The 18,669-nt window shown below is 29.5% G+C and carries 16 protein-coding genes; 13 read left to right on the forward strand and 3 right to left on the reverse strand.

Annotation, left to right across the window (positions count from 1 at the left end):
* Window positions 1-81: 81 nt before the first annotated feature.
* The gene (dctP, locus tag OCU55_RS00545) at window positions 82-573 is read right to left on the reverse strand and encodes a TRAP transporter substrate-binding protein DctP (RefSeq protein WP_261850383.1); all 492 of its coding nucleotides are present in this window, start codon (window positions 571-573) and stop codon (window positions 82-84) included.
* A gap of 294 nt (window positions 574-867) precedes the next feature.
* On the opposite strand from dctP, the gene OCU55_RS00550 reads away from it, so the two are divergent.
* A complete protein-coding gene (locus tag OCU55_RS00550; RefSeq protein WP_261850384.1) occupies window positions 868-1,125 on the forward strand; it encodes a hypothetical protein in 258 nt (85 codons plus the stop codon).
* A gap of 95 nt (window positions 1,126-1,220) precedes the next feature.
* Here OCU55_RS00550 and OCU55_RS00555 read toward each other — a convergent pair whose 3' ends face one another.
* Window positions 1,221-1,643 carry a hypothetical protein gene (locus OCU55_RS00555; protein WP_261850385.1) on the reverse strand — a complete coding sequence of 141 codons (423 nt, stop codon included), beginning with the start codon at window positions 1,641-1,643 and terminating at the stop codon, window positions 1,221-1,223.
* A 593-nt stretch (window positions 1,644-2,236) separates the two neighbouring features.
* On the opposite strand from OCU55_RS00555, the gene OCU55_RS00560 reads away from it, so the two are divergent.
* The 12 genes from OCU55_RS00560 to rho all read left to right on the forward strand — a co-directional run bounded on the left by OCU55_RS00560 (window position 2,237) and on the right by rho (window position 17,326).
* On the forward strand, window positions 2,237-2,434 hold the full coding sequence (locus OCU55_RS00560) for an alpha/beta-type small acid-soluble spore protein (RefSeq protein WP_261850386.1): 198 nt from the start codon (window positions 2,237-2,239) through the stop codon (window positions 2,432-2,434).
* A 308-nt stretch (window positions 2,435-2,742) separates the two neighbouring features.
* On the forward strand, window positions 2,743-3,288 hold the full coding sequence (locus OCU55_RS00565) for a hypothetical protein (RefSeq protein WP_261850387.1): 546 nt from the start codon (window positions 2,743-2,745) through the stop codon (window positions 3,286-3,288).
* 620 nt (window positions 3,289-3,908) lie between these two features.
* The gene (locus OCU55_RS00570) at window positions 3,909-4,145 is read left to right on the forward strand and encodes a Veg family protein (protein WP_183278747.1); all 237 of its coding nucleotides are present in this window, start codon (window positions 3,909-3,911) and stop codon (window positions 4,143-4,145) included.
* 509 nt (window positions 4,146-4,654) lie between these two features.
* Window positions 4,655-6,220 (forward strand): DUF3794 and LysM peptidoglycan-binding domain-containing protein, encoded by a 1,566-nt coding sequence (locus tag OCU55_RS00575; RefSeq protein WP_261850388.1) that lies wholly within the window; start codon window positions 4,655-4,657, stop codon window positions 6,218-6,220.
* A gap of 461 nt (window positions 6,221-6,681) precedes the next feature.
* On the forward strand, window positions 6,682-7,497 hold the full coding sequence (locus tag OCU55_RS00580) for a cyanophycinase (protein WP_261850389.1): 816 nt from the start codon (window positions 6,682-6,684) through the stop codon (window positions 7,495-7,497).
* Window position 7,498: 1 nt separating this feature from the next.
* The gene (cphA, locus tag OCU55_RS00585) at window positions 7,499-10,129 is read left to right on the forward strand and encodes a cyanophycin synthetase (RefSeq protein WP_261850390.1); all 2,631 of its coding nucleotides are present in this window, start codon (window positions 7,499-7,501) and stop codon (window positions 10,127-10,129) included.
* 231 nt (window positions 10,130-10,360) lie between these two features.
* Window positions 10,361-11,209, forward strand: a complete 849-nt coding sequence (gene ispE, locus OCU55_RS00590) for a 4-(cytidine 5'-diphospho)-2-C-methyl-D-erythritol kinase (RefSeq protein ID WP_261850391.1) — start codon at window positions 10,361-10,363, stop codon at window positions 11,207-11,209.
* Window positions 11,210-11,274: 65 nt separating this feature from the next.
* Window positions 11,275-11,955 (forward strand): stage II sporulation protein R, encoded by a 681-nt coding sequence (spoIIR, locus tag OCU55_RS00595; protein ID WP_261850392.1) that lies wholly within the window; start codon window positions 11,275-11,277, stop codon window positions 11,953-11,955.
* A gap of 541 nt (window positions 11,956-12,496) precedes the next feature.
* A complete protein-coding gene (locus tag OCU55_RS00600) occupies window positions 12,497-12,919 on the forward strand; it encodes a YwiB family protein (RefSeq protein WP_261850393.1) in 423 nt (140 codons plus the stop codon).
* A 253-nt stretch (window positions 12,920-13,172) separates the two neighbouring features.
* The gene (locus OCU55_RS00605; RefSeq protein ID WP_261850394.1) at window positions 13,173-13,460 is read left to right on the forward strand and encodes a hypothetical protein; all 288 of its coding nucleotides are present in this window, start codon (window positions 13,173-13,175) and stop codon (window positions 13,458-13,460) included.
* A gap of 164 nt (window positions 13,461-13,624) precedes the next feature.
* Window positions 13,625-15,235, forward strand: a complete 1,611-nt coding sequence (gene pyrG, locus OCU55_RS00610) for a CTP synthase (RefSeq protein ID WP_261850395.1) — start codon at window positions 13,625-13,627, stop codon at window positions 15,233-15,235.
* 618 nt (window positions 15,236-15,853) lie between these two features.
* On the forward strand, window positions 15,854-17,326 hold the full coding sequence (gene rho, locus OCU55_RS00615; RefSeq protein WP_261850396.1) for a transcription termination factor Rho: 1,473 nt from the start codon (window positions 15,854-15,856) through the stop codon (window positions 17,324-17,326).
* Window positions 17,327-17,364: 38 nt separating this feature from the next.
* Here rho and OCU55_RS00620 read toward each other — a convergent pair whose 3' ends face one another.
* A complete protein-coding gene (locus tag OCU55_RS00620) occupies window positions 17,365-18,468 on the reverse strand; it encodes an MGDG synthase family glycosyltransferase (protein ID WP_261850397.1) in 1,104 nt (367 codons plus the stop codon).
* Window positions 18,469-18,669 lie beyond the last annotated feature (201 nt).

Genomic DNA, 18,669 nt, shown 5'->3' on the forward strand with positions numbered 1-18,669 from the left:
AACTATAGGCTATTTTATAAAAAAGATAACCTATAGTCTAAAATAGTGGATTTTTTAATTAAAAATCTTAAGAAATAGTATCTACTTTGTTTCTTCGATTTGATTAATTAAATTCGTATATTTGCTAGCAAACTTTTCGTAAACAGGAGAAACTGCGTTTTTAAACTGATTTTTAGAAGATTGATCTAATTCTGTAATCTTAACTCCAGCATCTTTCATTTTCGTTAACATAACTTCTTCATTGCTCTTCCAAGCTTGTTTCTGTACTTCTACAGAATCAGTAGCTGCTTTTTTTATTATTTCTTGGTCTTCTTTCGATAGAGAATCCATAACTGTTTTACTAGCTACCAGTATATCTGGTATTCTTGAATGCTCATCAAAAGTGTAATATTTAGCAACATTAAATTGACTAGAAGAAACATATGTTGCAGTATTATTTTCAGCGCCATCAACTTGTCCTAAAGCTAAAGCTTGTAATACTAAGGAAGAATCCATTGGTGATGGAATAGCGCCAAAGGAAGAGACAAGAGATTTCATAAGATCACTTTCTTGCACTCTTATTCTTAAATCCATACATATTGTCTAAATTATCAACAGTTTCAGATACCTTCTGATTTTGTATATTAACACTATTAACAATTTCAGTAGCTGTGTTTTTAAGCTCTTTGATAGGGTTTATGAAGTTAATTGATAGTATAATAATACTTGCAATAGAAATAAAAAGGATTACAATGAATAAAATTAAGATATAAATACCAATTAATAATTTGAAAAGAAAATATTTCAAAGTAATCCATAAGAATTGTTGATAAAAAAGAGGTAGTTTGATAAAATAATTACGAACATATGTACGTAGGTGGTGAGATCTTGAAGATTGTTGCTAAAAGTATAGAAATGGTAGCTTGGTTTGATATAAATGGTAAACCGCATCCTGTAAGATTTAAGGTTAGCGAAGGTGAGAATTGTGTAATTAAGATTGATAGAGTAATTAAATTATATAAGGAAAGAATAGCAGGAAATGATATGCTTATATTTGTATGCCAAAGTTTAATAGCAAGTAATGAAAGATTGTATGAGATTAAATATGAGATGTGTACTTGTAAATGGATGCTGTTTAAGTTTTAAGATCTTAAAGCAAGTATTATATGAATATTATTAAAGTTGATAAAAATATAAAGAGTCTAGGGTAGTCCCCTAGACTTATTGAAAAGATAAATATTTTATTCTGAAAGACTGCTCTTTGTTATTAGCGCATTTATATAGCCTTTAAGTTCGCTATCCTCTACAGAGCCGTTTGATAAACCAAGTAATGCTAGTACTAAAACTGCTATAGCGTTATTATCTACTTTAACAGTTACTCTGTTGTTACCTATATCTCCAAAACTGATACTTTCAGTTTCATAGTCAGATTGTCCTTGAAGCTGTCTTTGATCTTGATCTTGATCCTGGAGCTGTTTTTGAAGTTGATCTTGATCTTGAAGCTGTTTTTGCTCCTGATCTTGAAGTTGTTTCTGTAATTGAGCTTGAACCTGAGCTTGCTCCTGTAATTGAGTTTGTAATTGTTCTTGTTTTTGTACTATTAACTGAAGTAGCTCATATACCTCAGAAGGAGTCCTTTGTTTATCATTATTACTATATGCCATTATTTACACCTCATAATTTAATCATATTGTTTGAAGTTTTTTAGTTGTAGCAGTGTTATAGTTGTCCACTATAATAGCGTATAAATAAAATTTATTTATACGTCACCAGTTATTCAGCTTGAAAGGGTCAAATAAATACGTTTTATGGTATAATATATGTTTAAATTTAGAATATGTTCTTAGTAATTTATAATATAGATTAATGAAAGTATTACGATATTTTTTTAAAGATATGAAAGTGATGGATATATTAAGGAAAGAACTTTATTTATTTGTTAGAAAATCTGATTTGTTTTTTTATAAAGGGCTTAATCCAGATATTTTGTTTATTACTAATGTGAAGTTAATATAGAAAATTTAAGTTTATTTTTATGTGAAGAATATTTACATATGTAAACTTGAAATAATATAGAATTAAAACTAAAGGTTGGTGAAGTTTGAAGGAAATATAGGAGTTAGATGGAACACAAAAGTTTTATTTGTAATAATGGATAAAGATAAGTTAGTTTCCAATAGATATATATAATAAGAATCCTAATTCTGAGCAATATATTAGTGTAATAAAAATTAATTATATTAAGGAGGAAATTATCATGGCAAGCAGAGGAAACAGAATTTTAGTTCCAGAAGCAAAAGATAAATTAAGTCAATTTAAGTTTGAGACAGCAAGAGAACTAGGGGTTAACTTAACTGAAGGCTATAATGGTAACTTAACTTCAAGAGAAAATGGTTCAGTAGGTGGATCTATGGTTAAGAAGATTATAGAAAGCTATGAAAATGGTCTTAAATAGTAATTTTTTATAAGTTACATTATATAAAGAATTATAATAAGAATCCTTTTACATATCTTGGCTATATAGATATATAGTTACATGTTATAAAGTGAAAGTAAAGCAGCTTCTATCTGGAGCTGCTTTATTCATTTTAAAAAAGGCGCTGTTAAAGCGCCATGGTGAAATTGATTGGTTAATCATCTTAATTTCAATAATATTCTTAAATATAGCCTAAAAAAATATCTTTTGTAAAATATTGGAAGGAATTTTATGGAGTATATAGAAATAATTATATAAATATATATGTTTTTTAAGGAGTGGGTGAAGTGATAATAATAGCTTTAATCTCAATAGGTGCTTTGATAAAGAGTATATCAATGTATTTAAATTCTTCTTTGGTTAAGAATATGAAAGAAAATAACTTAAATATTAAAGTAAATAAGCTATACTGTATTTATGGAATCGTTCTTATCTTATTTTCTACTTTGATATCTCTTTTAGGTAGCTATGTAGATGTTATGAAGGAAAATATTTTTATTACATTGTTGTCTACAATACTTCTTTGTGTAGGGGCGTATATGGTGTTATATTGGAAAAATGTTGATATATATATAACTGATAAAGAAATACGCTATATAAATATATTTAAAGCAACAGAAGTTATAAAATGGGATGAGATAACTGATATTAGATTTAGTTACATGACAAGAGAATTAATTATGGAAGTATATGATATAAAGATAAAGATAGATATTTCAAATTCATCAATAGAGGCTTTCTTTGATATTATGAAGCAAAATCTAAGTCAATATTTTTATAATGATGCTCTAGAAAAAATCCTAAAACATAAAAAAGTTATGCAGCTTAATTAAACAATGTTTTACTATAATGATAGGCTTAATAAAATATTATAAATACTTTGTTAAATAGAAAGTGTCTAACTGAGAAGGGGCTTTCTATTTTTTTACTGTATAGGAAGTTATAAAATTTTCAAGGTAGCTAAATCTAGACATTCCAATGCTTTTATAAGTTTTTTATGGCTATACAGTAAAAAATAAAATTTATGTCTCCTGCCAAATTTTCCTCATATACATTCGGAAAGGCAGATGCGTTAAAAAAGCTCACTGAAGAAGGTGGCTTCAGCGACTTTTTTTATACTTTACTATAGAAAACATTGAAGTATTGGACTTAGGATAAGAAAATAAAAATTATAAATTGCTATATTTATAGGTGTTCTATTAAGCCTTTGACGTAAATTAAACCAATAAATAAGGTTAGTTTACATAAAAGTACAACAGCGTATAAAGAAAAATATATATAGAAAGAATAAAATTCATTTTTATGAAGAAACTATAGAAAGATGTGAAAAATTCATAAAATATTAATAGAAATTTTACATTGACAAAACAAAACAAATAGTGATAAAATATTTGGTTAATTTGACAGTAAGGTTATTTAGAGGTATAATAGAAATAGGAAAGAGGGTGTTCATATGGAAAAGAGTAAGACATTATCTTCCATAAGGAAAGACATAGAAGGTCATATTGGTGAAAAAGTTATACTTAGAGCTAATGGAGGACGAAGAAAGGTTCTAGTTAATAATGGTGTACTTGAGAGTGTGTACCCAAGTATATTTGTTATTAGATTAGAAACTGACACCCAAAGGACTGTGACATATAGTTATTCAGATGTATTGACAAAGACTGTACAGCTTGTATTTAAAGGATAATTAAAAACCTCGTTTTGCGATTTGAAGTTATGCATGTATGAATATGTTGCAATTATAGAATTAATTTATTTTGTGATATATGATTTATAACTAAAAACTTTAAATCCCTACGGGGTTTTTAGTTTTTTTTACTATAAAGGAAAATATAAAATTTTCAAGTTAGCTAAACCTAGAAATTTTACGTAACATAAATATTTTATTAATAGTTTATTTAAAAGCTATAATCAAATTAAACGTTTACTAATAAAATAAAAAAAGAAAGATGGTGGGTTTCCATCTTTCAACTATGGTATAAAAGGGTATTGAGAATTTATGAGAGGTTATATGGTCAATAACCATCTTTATAATACGACATATTTTTTAACTTGTCAACCCAAGATGTAAAAAAAACTTGTTTAATTTCGACAAAATCTGCAGAAATAATTAAGTAAATTTATATAAATATTTAATCATAATTTTGAATCCTATAGTGTATACATTATAGTAGGTATATTATGGGAGGGATGAATTTGGCAGGATTAGATGTGATAAAAGAGAATATCGAATATGAAAGACTTTTCAGTATAAGCTCATCTGATGCAGTATTGAAAGGTGAATACTTAATTCCGGATACCCATCCGGATGTGGTGAGAATACTTACCGTAGAGGCTAAACCTGTTATTACTAATAAGGAAGTAGTACAAGAAAGGGTTTATGTTGAAGGTCAGGTAGAGTACAATGTAATCTATTTAGCAAAAGAAGATGAAGGATTAGGAGTCCATACAATTACTTATAGCGATAAGTTTGCAAACTATATTGATGTTGCCGGCGCTGAACATAGAATGGTATGCGATGCAGAGAGTGAAGTTGAACATATTAATTCAAACATAATAAATGAAAGAAAAGTTAGCTTGGAATGTATTTTTTCAACAAAATGCACTGTGTACAAGAAAGATAACTTTGAATTTGTAAAAGATATTGAAGGTTCAGGCGATATTGAAGTTAAAAAGAGAGTTGAAGCATTTGATAAGCTTGTTTATGAAAAAGGGTTTGATTTATCAACTAAAGCAAGTTTGCAAATTGGAATGGATAAACCACAGATAGGAAAAATCATCAAAATAAATGTACAGCTTCATAAAAAAGAAATAAGGGCCTTAGATGGTAAGGTTCAAGTATCTTGTTATTGTAAATTAGATCTATTATACAAAGCTGCAGATTCAAGAGAATTAGTTCCTATAGAGGATGATTTATTTTTGACAAAAGAAGAAGACGCAGAAAGTGTTTCTTCAGCTATGATTACTGATGGTGAATTCAGAGTTACAGGAACTGAATACAGTATTAGTCAAGATGATTTAGGTGAGGCTAGAACCCTTGATATTGAAGTATTACTAGGTGGACAATTAAAAGTATATAGCAAAGATGATTTGGAAATAATCGAAGACGCATATTCTCCAGTTAGAAATATGGAACTAAAGAAAGATGATGTAGAGATGACTGTGCTACATGGTCAAGGAAATAATGAGACTATTATAAAGGACAATCTAGAGCCTGAACAAAATTCTAATGAGCCATTACAAATCTTAAGCACCACAGGAGAAGTGGTTTCATTAGAAAATAAAATTGTTGATAATAAGGTTGTTATCGATGGTATTGTAAATGTTAATGTAATATACAAGACTGCTGATACAGATAATAATGTTGCAAACATGAAGTCTGAAATTCCATTCACTACAACTGTAGATATGCAAGATATAAAGGATAATATGAAATCTATAGTTAAAGCATGGATAGAAAGTCTTCAAGCTTCTATAGAAGCACATACAATTGCTATAAAGGCAGTTATAAATGCAAGTGCTAAAGTATACCTTTTGAGCAAAAAACAATATATTTCAGAGGTAGAAGAAAAAGAAGGCGAAGTTGCAGGTAAGAAAGCATCTATAACAATCTACTCAGTACAGAAGCACGACACTCTTTGGGACTTGGCTAAGAAGTTTAATACTACAATGGCTGAGTTATTAAAGATAAATAATCTAGAAGGACCAGACTCAATTTGCGTAAATCAAAAGCTTATAATACCTGGAAGAGCTGTAATGTAGCTTTTATGGATTATTAATATTTAGTTATAAATGGACTTTTAAGTGAAAGTATGCTTAAAAGTTCATTTTTTTGTTGCAAAAATCTTTAATTGAGTACTAATTGATGAAGAAATTTGTTGTTAAAAATTGAAAGTATTTTTTGTATATTGGTAGGTAAAGATATAATTACTGCTGTTTTATGTAATAATAATTTTTAGTTTAAATTATGCAGAACATTTATCTAAAGCCTAATTGAAAGAGTCTTTATTTATTCACAATAAACGATATATTAAATTGTGCATGGAGATTGTACTTAATATTATAACAGTTTTATTCAATGGAGATAGAATGTCAATACATAAAGTAATAATGGTCAAAATGAAACTATAGCTAATATGCCCTAGTGGAAGTAAATGGGTAAATGAATAAATATAAACAACATGGTTAAAATAAAAAAATGAATGATTAGAGGTGATTTTTTTGTGAATATAAAATCTGAAGGAAATTTAATCATTATAGGAGGAGCAGAAGATAAAGAGGGAAATAAAGAGATATTAAAATATGTATGTTCTAAAATAAATAAAGAAAATGATGTGTTGGCTGTGGCTACTATAGCTACAGAGAAACCTGAAGAGGCAAAAGATAAATATAAGAAAGTCTTTACAGAATTAGGTGTTAAAAAAATAGAGATATTGGATGTACAACATAGAGATGACTGTTCTCTTCAAAAAAATATAAATATAGTAAGAGAAGCTTCTATCATATTTTTTACTGGAGGAGATCAGTTAAGAATAACAAGTATAATTGGAGGAACCCCAATATATCAGGAGATACTTAGCGCTTCTGAAAGAGGGTGCTATATGGTTGGAACTTCAGCAGGAGCATCTGTTATGAGTGATACCATGATTGTTACTGGTGATGATGAAGAATCTCCTAGAAAATGCACTTTAAAAATGTCTCCAGGTCTTGGACTTGTGAAAAATATTATAGTAGACCAGCATTTTTCTCAAAGAGGAAGAATAGGAAGACTTTTAGGTGGAGTGGCACAAAATCCTCAAGCTTTAGGAATAGGCATTGATGAGGATACTGCTATAGTTATACGGAGGGATGATCATCTTAAAGTTATAGGTTCAGGTGCGGTGTATATTTTAGATGGAAGCCAAATAACATATACGAATGTTTCTGAGCAGCATCAAGATGATTTGCTTAGTATTTTCAATGTGAAAATGCATGTTCTAGCTAAAGGACATAGATTTGATCTAATTAGTAAGGCACCTTTTGAGGAGGAAAATAATTAAAATGAAGCTTATTAAAGAAATAGTTTATGATGGGAAAAACATATATTCCCATAAGAAGTGCATAAGAGCAGATGTTGATTTGGAAGGTTATTGTGAGATTCCAAGTAAAGATATTCCTAATTTTAATGATACTCTTGTAAAGATGTTACCAGAATTAAATAAACATAGATGTGGAATTGATGAGGATAATGGTTTTGTAACGAGATTAAAAGAGGGTACATATCTTGCTCATATATGTGAACATATTACTATTGCTATTCAAAATATATTAGGTATAGATGTAGCTTATGGAAAAGCGCGAGAGATAAAAGATGACCTGTACTATATGATAATCCAATATGAATATAAAAATATGGCTTTAGGAGCTATGTATCTTGCTATAGATTTAATAAATTCTTTGATAGAGCAAAAACCAATTAACTTTGAAGAAAGATTGGAATTCTTAAAACAAACGATGTCACAAGAGATGATGGGGCCAAGTACTAAAGCTATTTGTGATGCAGCGCGAAAAAGGAAACTCCCGGTTCTTAAGCTTGGAGATGGAGGAATGTATCAAATAGGATATGGAAAGCAAGGTAGAGTTATAGCTGCAGCCTTAGGAGATTCTACTAGATGTATAGGAGCTGATATAGCTTGTGATAAGATGCTTACAAAACAGCTTTTAAAAGCTCAGTTTATTCCTGTTGCTATAGGTGAAAAAGTATTTAATACTATAGATTTGTTGCAAAAGGCTGATGATGTAGGATATCCAGTAGTATTAAAGCCTCAATTTGGAAACAAAGGTAAAGGGGTTATACTCAATATAACTGATCAAAAGTCATTGCTTAAAGCCTATAAAGCTATAAATGATGATTATAAAGATATAATTATTGAAAAGTATGTAAAAGGAGAGGATTATAGAGTTTGTGTTGTAAACAATAAAGTTATAGCTGCGGCAAAAAGATTACCTCCCTTTGTAATAGGGGATGGAACTACTAATATTAAAGATTTAATAAGAAATTTAAACAGCGATCCTAGAAGAGGAGAAAAACATGAAAAGCCATTAACAAAAGTTAAGATGGATGAATGTTTAATTAGCTGTATAAGAAAACAAGGTTTCAATATTTCATCTATACCAGTAAAAGGTGAAAGAGTGTTTTTGAGGGAAAATGCTAATTTATCTACTGGAGGCATATCTATAGATTGTACTGATGAGATATGTGAGGAAAATATAAAATTGTGTATTAGAGTAGCGAAAACTATAGGATTAGATATTTGTGGAATAGATATATGTACAGAAAATATATCAGAGCCAATTTCAGGTAAAGGGATTATAGTTGAGGTAAATGCGGCTCCTGGAATTAGAATGCATCATTATCCAACCTTCGGCAAGGAAAGAGATGTAGCAGGAGCGATAGTAGATATGATGTATGAAGGAAATCCGAAAAGTATACCAGTTATTTCTGTTACTGGTACTAATGGTAAGACTACCACAACTAGGTTGATATCTCATGTAATAAGTCTTATGGGATACAGTGTTGGGATGACAACTACTTCGGGAGTAGTTATAAATGGAGAATATATTGATACCGGTGATGATACTGGTCCTAAAAGCGCAAAATCGGTATTGTTAAATAAAGATGTAGATGTAGCGGTGCTTGAAACTGCTAGAGGTGGAATAGTTAGAAATGGATTAGCTTATGATGTTGCAGATGTAGGTATTATAACAAACATCACTGAAGATCATCTTGGTATAGATAATATAGATACAATGGAACAACTGGCTTTTGCAAAGGCTTTGGTTGCTGAAGCTGTTAAAGAAGAAGGATATGCTGTTATAAATGTAGATGATATATGGAGTGTTAAGGTTTTAGATAGAATAAGAGATAAAAAGAAGATATTATTCTCCATGAATAGAGATAACCAGTATATTAGAGAAAATGCTATGGAAGGCAATCCTGTTGTTTATGCTTTTGATGGAACTATATACGTTGAAAATAATAATAAAAAATATGCGGTATGTATGATAAAAGATATCCCAATAACTAAGAATGGGAATTTAAAGTACAATATATATAATTGTTTAGCGGCATGTAGCGCATTAGTTGGTATAAATTTAGACTATGCTATAATTGCTAAAGGTTTAACAACCTTCTTTAGTGATGAAAAATCAAATCCAGGAAGATTTAATGAGTATGATATAAATGGAACTAAGGTTATCTTAGATTATGGGCATAATATAGATGGTTATACTTGCGTTTTAGATGCTCTAAAAGGCATGCCTCATAATAGATTAATAGGAGTAATAGGTGTTCCAGGTGATAGAAGTGATGATAGTATACAAAGATTAGGTGCCTTATCAGCACGCTTTCTAGATAAGATATATATAAAAGAAGATCTAGATAAAAGAGGGCGAAGAGAAGGAGAAGTTGCGGACATTCTCTTAAAGGGAGTCTTGGAATATAAATCAGAAAAAGACATACATGTAATACTTGATGAAGTGGTAGCTTTAGATAATGCTTTAAGTGATTCAATTCCTGGTGATGTAATAGTAGTGTTCTTTGAAGAGTTTGAAAGACTTATTAATTATATTAAAGATAAGTCAGAAGAAGTGGTTGATCTAATTGAATTAGAAAATGTAGTTCATATGTAAAAAGTCTATTAACCATAATTAAAACATGAAAGAGACTTATTATAAAAACAACAGTATGATAGCTTGATTTCGGCTTCAACTGTTGTTTTTTAATATTATTTATGATTATTGTAAACCCAGTTTAGACCTATTTTATTAATTATATAAGGTAAAATCCCATAAAACTATATATTGCATTTATTGCGATAAAATATATAATTATTATAGAACAAGGGGAAGGGTTGAAAATAAATGATACTAAAAGCTTATGCTAAAATAAATATAGCCTTAGATGTTATTGGTAAAAGAGAGGATGGTTATCATTTATTAAGAATGATAATGCAAACAATCGATTTATATGATGTTATTCATATTAATAAAGAATTGAGTAATGATGATATAACTATAACCTGTGATAACCCATTTATACCAACTGACAGTAGGAATCTTTGCTATAAAGCTGCTAAACTTTTTAAAGAAAAGTATAGTATTTCAGGTGGGGTTAAAATTGATATAATAAAAAAAATACCAATGTCTGCAGGTATGGCTGGTGGAAGTACAGATGCTGCTGCTGTAATTAAAGGTATGAATGATATATTTGAAATCAATGCAACTGAAGAAGAACTTTTGGCTTTAGGGCTCCAAATAGGTGCGGATGTACCTTATTGTATGAAAGGCGGAACAGCGCTTTGCGAAGGTATAGGAGAGCAGATTAAGCCTCTTAAGTCCTTTAAAAATTATATATTAGTTGTTGTTAAACCACCATTTGGTGTTTCAACTAAAGAAGTGTATGGGTTACTAGATATAAAACGTATCTATAAGCACCCTAAAATAAATAATTTAATCCACGAGATGAATTCAGGTAATATAAAATTTGTAGCTGAGAATATGAAGAATGTACTAGAAAATGTAACTATTAGAAAACATCCGTTAATAAAAGGAATAAAAGATAGTATGGTTAATTTAGGGTGTTTAGGAACATTGATGAGTGGTAGTGGTCCTACAGTTTTTGCTTTCTTTGAAGACATGGTAAAGGCACAGAATTGCTATGAGAAGATGAAAGAAAAATATAGAGATGTATATATAACTAGAACCATTTAAAATAAAAATGTATAAATAGAAAACCCTTTGGCAATAATTACAAGTGTCAGGGGGTTGATTTTTTTATGAAAAAAATATTATTTATTGTAACTATTATATTCTCATTAACAATAGGAATATTTTCCTATAATACTTTAAACAAGATAACCGTATATGGTCAGGAAGATGGCAGTTCCGTAAGTGATGAAATAAAAGATAAATTAATAAGGTTTCATGTAATAGCTAATAGTGATGATAAAAAGGATCAGGAGTTAAAGCTTAAGGTAAGAGATGAAATACTAAAATATATAACTCCAAAGTTAAAAGATTCAAAATCAATAGATGAATCAAGGAAGATATTAAAGGAAAACGATGAACAAATTAAAAAGATAGCAAGTAAAGTAATAAAAGATAATGGATATAAATATGAGGTAAACAGCACATTAGATCATGAGAATTTTCCGGTAAAAACTTATGGTAATATAACACTACCTCAAGGCAATTATGAGGCTTATAGAGTTATAATTGGATCTGGAAAAGGACAAAACTGGTGGTGTGTTATGTTTCCACCTCTATGCTTTATTGATATAACAAAGGGACAAGTATCCTATGATGAAACGGAAAAGCAAATGAAAAGAGTTTTAACAGATAAAGAGTATGATGAAGTAGATAATCAAAGCAAATTAGGAAAAGATAAATCTAATGATAAGGTTGTATTCAAATTTAAAATAAAAGAAATCTTTGATGATATTGTAAAAAAAATATAGTATTATAAGGTTCTGTTTCTAAATATTAAATTGTTTTGGAATAGAGCCTTAAATTTTTATTCTTTAAGAAATTATATCTCAATTATATCTGTGGATAATTATGCGAACAGACTTAAGACATAGTATAAGTTAAAGGATAAAAAAAGAAGAATATGTCGCCTGCCAGATTTTCCTCATATACATTCGGAAAGGCAGATGCGTTAAAAAAGTTCACTGAAGGAGGTCGCTTCAGCGACTTTTTTACTGTATAGAAAAGTATAAAATTTGAAGTTAGCTAAGTCTACATATTTCAACGGATTTAGAAGTTTTTTTATGGCTATACAGTAAAAAAACAAAACTTATTCGCCTGCCAGATTTTCCTCATATACATTCGGAAAGGCAGATGCGTTAAAAAAGCTCGCTGAAGAAGGTCGCTTCAGCGACTTTTTTATAAATATTTTATATAACACTTGAATAAAGGCATTAAAATTATTAAACTATTATATAGTTGTAAATTAATATGCTTACGAAGCAAAATGCGTATGTAGGCTAGGAGGAAAAGATGAAAAAAAAGGCGATAATTTCAATAGCAAGTAATCAAGTGCCAGCTGATCAAGAAGATCTTATTGAAGTAGTAACTCCGGGGGAGTTTTTAATTAAAGAAGATGGATACGAAGCAATATATGATGAAACAGAAATATCAGGTATGGAAGGAACAAAGACTAAAATCTCAATAACTTCCAATGAGCTTATTCTTGAAAGGGAAGGTACTACTGCAACTAAGATGAATTTTCAAAAAGATAATACATCAATAAGCCTTTACAATACTCCTTATGGGATGTTAGAGCTTAAAATAGATACTAAAGAATTAAAGATAGACATAGATGAGTATGGTGGAGATATATTTATTGATTATGATTTAAGTGTAAGTGGTCAAGAAAGTAATAATACTCAATTGAAAATAAATATAAAGGCAAGAAACTAAGCTGTAACAATATTTATTAAAAAGAATAGAGAAAAGTTTTATATTTAGGTATATGATTTAAATGACAATAAGTATAAAATATCAAACTTACAAAGAGATTTAGTGTTTACTATTAGGTGATTCTTATTCAAGGAATTATCTAGTATGAATTCTAAATCTTTTTTTGCTGTATATAAAAATATAAATTCTGATAAAAGAAGTTTAATGAACAAGATAGATGGCAATAATTACAATATAAGAAGAGGTGAGCAAATTGTATGATAGATACTATAAGATAATTGAATTATTATGCCAGTATCATGGAGTTGACATAAATGAACATAGAGACTTTTTGAAAAGTAGGGAAAATAAATATATGTTTTTGCTATTGATGAAGAAGTATGACTGTATAAAAAAAGAAGAACTGTTAAACATATTGAGAGCGAAGTCTTCTAGAAGCATTAATTATAATGTGAAAAAGGCTGAAGAAAAGTTTTTGATAAATAAAGAATTCAGAGATAAATATCTATATGTGGAAGAAGAAATAGAAAAAATGCTATAAAAACATAAAAAAAAGACTAGAATAAGAATCTGATATGTGATAAAATACTATCATTGTGTTTAAGACAACAATTACCCAGCTTAAATGGTGGGTAATAACTATTATAATAAGAAATCATTACAGTGTCAATAGTTTTTTTAAATAGATTCTTAGGAGGAAATAGTATGAGCAAGAGAACCACAAAGTATGTATTTGTCACAGGGGGAGTAGTTTCATCTTTAGGTAAGGGAATCACTGCTGCGTCTTTAGGAAGATTGCTTAAGAATAGAGGAATGAAAGTTTCAATACAAAAGTTTGACCCGTATCTAAATGTAGATCCAGGTACTATGAGTCCATATCAACACGGAGAAGTGTTCGTAACAGATGATGGAGCTGAAACAGATCTTGATTTAGGTCATTACGAAAGATTTATCGATGAGAATTTGACTAAGAACTCAAATGTTACTACAGGAAAAGTATACTGGTCTGTTATCTCTAAGGAAAGAAAAGGCGAATACTTAGGCGGAACAGTTCAAGTAGTTCCTCATATAACTAACGAATTAAAGAATCGTGTTTATAGAGTAGCGAAAGAAAAAGATATAGATGTAGTTATAACTGAAATTGGTGGAACTGTTGGAGATATTGAATCACTACCTTTTCTAGAAGCTATAAGACAAATTAAGTATGAAGTTGGTAGAGAAAATGTGTGCTTTATACATGTTACACTAGTGCCATACTTAGGAAAAGCAGGAGAATTAAAGACTAAACCTACTCAACACTCAGTTAAAGAATTAACAGGGATAGGTATACAACCAGACATCATTGTTTGTAGAGCAGAAAAACCTTTATCTGATGATATTAAGAATAAGATAGGTTTATTCTGTAATATAGACGGAAGATCAGTAATACAAAATCTTGATGCAGAAGATTTATATGAAGTACCACTTATGTTACATAATGAAGGTTTAGATAAGCTAGTAGTTGAAAAATTGAGCTTAGGATGCTGTGACATTGATAATACACAATGGTCTCAAATGGTAGATAGAATAAAGAGTCTTTCTAAAGTCACTAAGATAGCTTTAGTTGGTAAGTATGTAGAACTTCATGATGCATATATTTCTGTAGTTGAAGCTTTAAATCACGGTGGATTACATAATGATTCTAAGGTTGAAATAGAGTGGATAAATGCAGTTGATGTCACTGCTGACAACGTAGGCACTTTACTTTCAGGTGTTGATGGTGTATTAGTACCAGGAGGTTTCGGAGATAGAGGAATTGAGGGTAAGATAGAAGCTATAAGATGGGCAAGAGAAAACAAAAAGCCATTCCTTGGTATATGTTTAGGTATGCAATGTGCTGTTATTGAGTTCGCTAGAAATGTTCTTGGATATACTGGAGCTAATTCATCAGAAATTGATCCGGAAACTAGTTATCCAGTAATTGATTTAATGCCAGAACAAAAAGATGTAGAAGATCTTGGTGGAACTATGAGACTTGGATTATATCCATGTAAATTAGAAGAAGATTCTTTCTCAAAAGTAGCTTATTCAGATAGTTTAATATATGAAAGACATAGACATAGATATGAATTCAACAATGAGTTCAGAAGTTCAATAGCAGATGCAGGAATGAGAATAGCTGGAACATCTCCAGATGGAAGATTAGTAGAAGTAGTAGAAATAGCAGACCATCCTTGGTTTGTGGCTGTTCAATATCATCCAGAGCTAAAATCAAGACCTAATAGACCACATCCACTATTTAAAGACTTTATAGGTGCTGCTATAGCTAATAAATAATATACATGTAGATTTATAGGTTTAACAAGAAGTGTTCTTGTTAAACCTTTTTCTTAATTATTTTAAAACAGAGCTTAAGAAGTTACTTATATAAATAAAAAGTAACAACTTATTTTATCTGAAAAACTATATACTTTGCATATAAATAGTGAATAAAATTATCATTATTACTCAATAATTATATATATGAAAAAAAATACTTGAAAATATGTTTCTAATAAAGCATAATATAAATGCTAATTGTATTATAAATGTTACTGAAGCTAAATTGTGTTTAGTGCAGAATAAATGCTCAAAAGACCAAAGTCTTTCTTGTTAGTCATTTCTAAATATTTTCAGTACTAATAAATCAAAACCAAGAAGATTTTACGATAGTGAATCAATAAAATGCAATTTATGGATTGCTAATATTACTCTTAATGTCATTGTGTTGATTTATGTTAATTACACTCCGATATTTGGTATATTGCAAAAATTTCAAATATGTAACAACTCAAGATTTGCAAATTAATAAGTTTGTAATACTCATATATTTTAGATTTAGATATAATTAACCTTATACTTTCATTTCTATTGTTTCCTTTGTTGATTCCCTTAAAAAAATATGGAGGTGTCATTTTGACAGCAGAATTTTACGAAAAGAAAACCTTAACTGAGCTAAAAGAGTTAGCTAAAGATTTAGGGATAAAAAATATTTCAAAAAAGAAAAAAAGTGAGCTTATTGAAGAAATAGTTAAAAGCTCTCCAAATGTTATAAAAAAAGATGGGGTTGAACTAAGAGAAAAAATTGCTCCTAAGTTAACCGATGTAGAAAAAGAAGCAAAAACAGTTGATAGACCTGTAGAAAAAATAGAAGAAATAAAAGCTGTTACTGAAAAGGTTGAAGTGCAACAAGAAAATGTAAGTGAAGAAAAAGTTGAAGAAAAGAAAGAACGATTAAAGGAAATGATCAATACCTCTAATTCAGCTAGAGGAATATTAGAAATAATGGAAACAAACAATTTTGGATTCTTAAGATGTAGAAATTATTTGACTTCAGATCAAGACATATATGTATCACCATCTCAAATAAGAAGATTTAACTTGAGAACTGGGGATGAAATTGAAGGTAAAGTAAGAGAAGCAAAAGAAGGCGAAAAATTTAAGGCTTTACTATATGTAGAAAAAGTTAATGGAGAAAGACCAGAGACTGCTATCGGAAGAAAATACTTTGAAAACTTGACTCCTATTTATCCAAATGAGAGATTAAGACTAGAAACTAATGATGAGAAAGATTTATCATCAAGACTTATGGATCTTGTATCACCTATAGGTAAAGGACAAAGAGGAATAATAGTAGCTCCTCCAAAGGCTGGTAAAACAACCTTACTTAAGAAGATAGCGCAAAACATATCTAGAAATTACCCAAATGTAACATTGATGGTTTTATTAATAGATGAGCGTCCAGAAGAAGTTACAGATATGCAAAGAAGTATACATGGTGAAGTAATATACTCAACCTTTGATGAAGAACCAATAAATCATACTAGAGTGGCTCAACTGGTTTTAGATAGAGCTAAAAGAATGGTTGAACACGGCAAAGATGTAGTTATTTTGCTAGATAGTTTAACTAGATTATCTAGAGCATATAACTTAACAATAACACCAACAGGAAGAACTCTTTCAGGTGGATTGGATCCAGGAGCTCTTATAATGCCTAAAAAATTCTTCGGCGCAGCGAGGAAGATAGAAGAAGGCGGAAGTCTTACAATACTTGCAACTGCTCTTGTTGATACAGGAAGTAGAATGGATGATATGATTTTTGAAGAATTTAAGGGAACTGGAAATATGGAAGTTCACTTAGATAGGAAACTTCAAGAAAGAAGAATATTCCCAGCCATTGATATATATAAGTCTGGAACTAGAAAAGAAGATCTACTTCTTAATGATGATGAAAAAGAAGCAGCATATGCTATAAGAAAAGTAATGTATAGAGAAGGTAATGTTGAAAGTATAACTGAAAAATTGATAGCTTTACTTTCAAAAACTAAAAATAATAAAGAATTCTTAAATATGTTTGATAAAAGTATTTTAGATAACAATTCAAGATAAAAATAAACAGGCTGTAAGTAAGAATACTTGCAGCCTGTTTATTTCTTTAGTATATTTTCAGCCAATGAAACTATGGCTTCTAATGAAAATTTTGATGAAAGTCTGTAAAGGTTTTTCTTTAAAGTCTGTAACAATTCCGGGTCTTCTATCAAGTTATCTAAGGATGCATTTAAGGCTTTGAGGTTATCTACATAGATAGCACAACCTTCATTGGTTAGAAATTCAGTGTTTTCTGTTTCCTGACCAGGTATAGCAAATGGAATAACAAGTGGTAGGTTTTTCACTATTGATTCTGTAACTGTGAGTCCACCTGGTTTTGATATAACAATGTCACTGTAATCCATTATTGCAGATATATCATTGGTATAACCAAGGATATGAATCTTTTTGCCTTCAATGGGTTTGGAATATGAATTTAGAAGCTTATTTTTCAAGTTGGTATTCTTTCCGCAAACAACTGTTATTCTAAGCTTATGTTTATTGTTAACCAGTTCCTTAAGTACATAATATATATTGGTAAGTCCCATACTACCACTCATAAGAAGTATATTGAAATAATCAGTATCTTTTACTTCTGCATATTCATGATTTTTAACGTAAAATTCTCTTCTTATCGGAATTCCGTAAGGGAAAATTAAATCTGAATCTATCCCGCGAGAAATTAAGTCGTTTTTTGTATACTCACTTCCGGTAACATAAGCATCTACATAATTAGATACATAAGTATAATGAGCTTTGAAATCAGTGACTATAGAAATAAAAGGCAGTTCAGTAAGCTGATTTTTTTTAAGCATTGATACTACATTTATTGTAAATGGGTGAGTACCTATTATTAAATCTGGCTTGTTTTCATCTATAAATTTTAATAGTTTTCTTGAGGTGTTCCAAAAGGAGATCTTTATTATGTTATTCATAGATTTTATATTGGTAGCTTTGTAAAATGTACCGTAAAGGTTGGGTGCCTTTGTGGCGAATAGTTCATAACCTACAACGAGAACATTATTAAGTAATTTACTACTATTATATAAAAAATCGTATTTAATAACTTCATATCCAAACTGGGAAAAGGTTTCAACTAAAGAGTCTGCTGCTTGATTATGACCTTGTCCTGTAGATGCTGTTAAAATAAGAAGTTTCTTCATGTTTCTCACTCTCTTTGCTGATAAAATAATATAGAAAAATTGTTTTTAGAATATAATTTTCATTTAATTTATATTTTAACATTTATTTCATAATAAAGATATAAAATTTCGTTTTTAGATCATGATCTAAAAATTATATAAGGCATCTTCAAAACAGCTAATTAAGTACTAGCCGTTATTGAAGATGCCTAAATTTCCAAC

The sequence above is a fragment of the Clostridium folliculivorans genome, assembly GCF_024341905.1.
In the GTDB taxonomy this organism is placed as follows: Bacteria; Bacillota; Clostridia; order Clostridiales; family Clostridiaceae; genus Clostridium_AR; species Clostridium_AR folliculivorans.

Excerpts from the sequence above, each read along its gene's own strand:
- dctP (WP_261850383.1), bottom strand. The coding sequence starts at position 573 with ATGGATTTAAGAATAAGAGTGCAAGAAAGTGATCTTATGAAATCTCTT.
- OCU55_RS00555 (WP_261850385.1), bottom strand. The coding sequence starts at position 1,643 with ATGGCATATAGTAATAATGATAAACAAAGGACTCCTTCTGAGGTATAT.
- OCU55_RS00560 (WP_261850386.1), top strand. The coding sequence starts at position 2,237 with ATGGCAAGCAGAGGAAACAGAATTTTAGTTCCAGAAGCAAAAGATAAA.
- OCU55_RS00570 (WP_183278747.1), top strand. The coding sequence starts at position 3,909 with ATGGAAAAGAGTAAGACATTATCTTCCATAAGGAAAGACATAGAAGGT.
- cphA (WP_261850390.1), top strand. The coding sequence starts at position 7,499 with ATGAAGCTTATTAAAGAAATAGTTTATGATGGGAAAAACATATATTCC.
- ispE (WP_261850391.1), top strand. The coding sequence starts at position 10,361 with ATGATACTAAAAGCTTATGCTAAAATAAATATAGCCTTAGATGTTATT.
- spoIIR (WP_261850392.1), top strand. The coding sequence starts at position 11,275 with ATGAAAAAAATATTATTTATTGTAACTATTATATTCTCATTAACAATA.
- OCU55_RS00600 (WP_261850393.1), top strand. The coding sequence starts at position 12,497 with ATGAAAAAAAAGGCGATAATTTCAATAGCAAGTAATCAAGTGCCAGCT.
- pyrG (WP_261850395.1), top strand. The coding sequence starts at position 13,625 with ATGAGCAAGAGAACCACAAAGTATGTATTTGTCACAGGGGGAGTAGTT.
- OCU55_RS00620 (WP_261850397.1), bottom strand. The coding sequence starts at position 18,468 with ATGAAGAAACTTCTTATTTTAACAGCATCTACAGGACAAGGTCATAAT.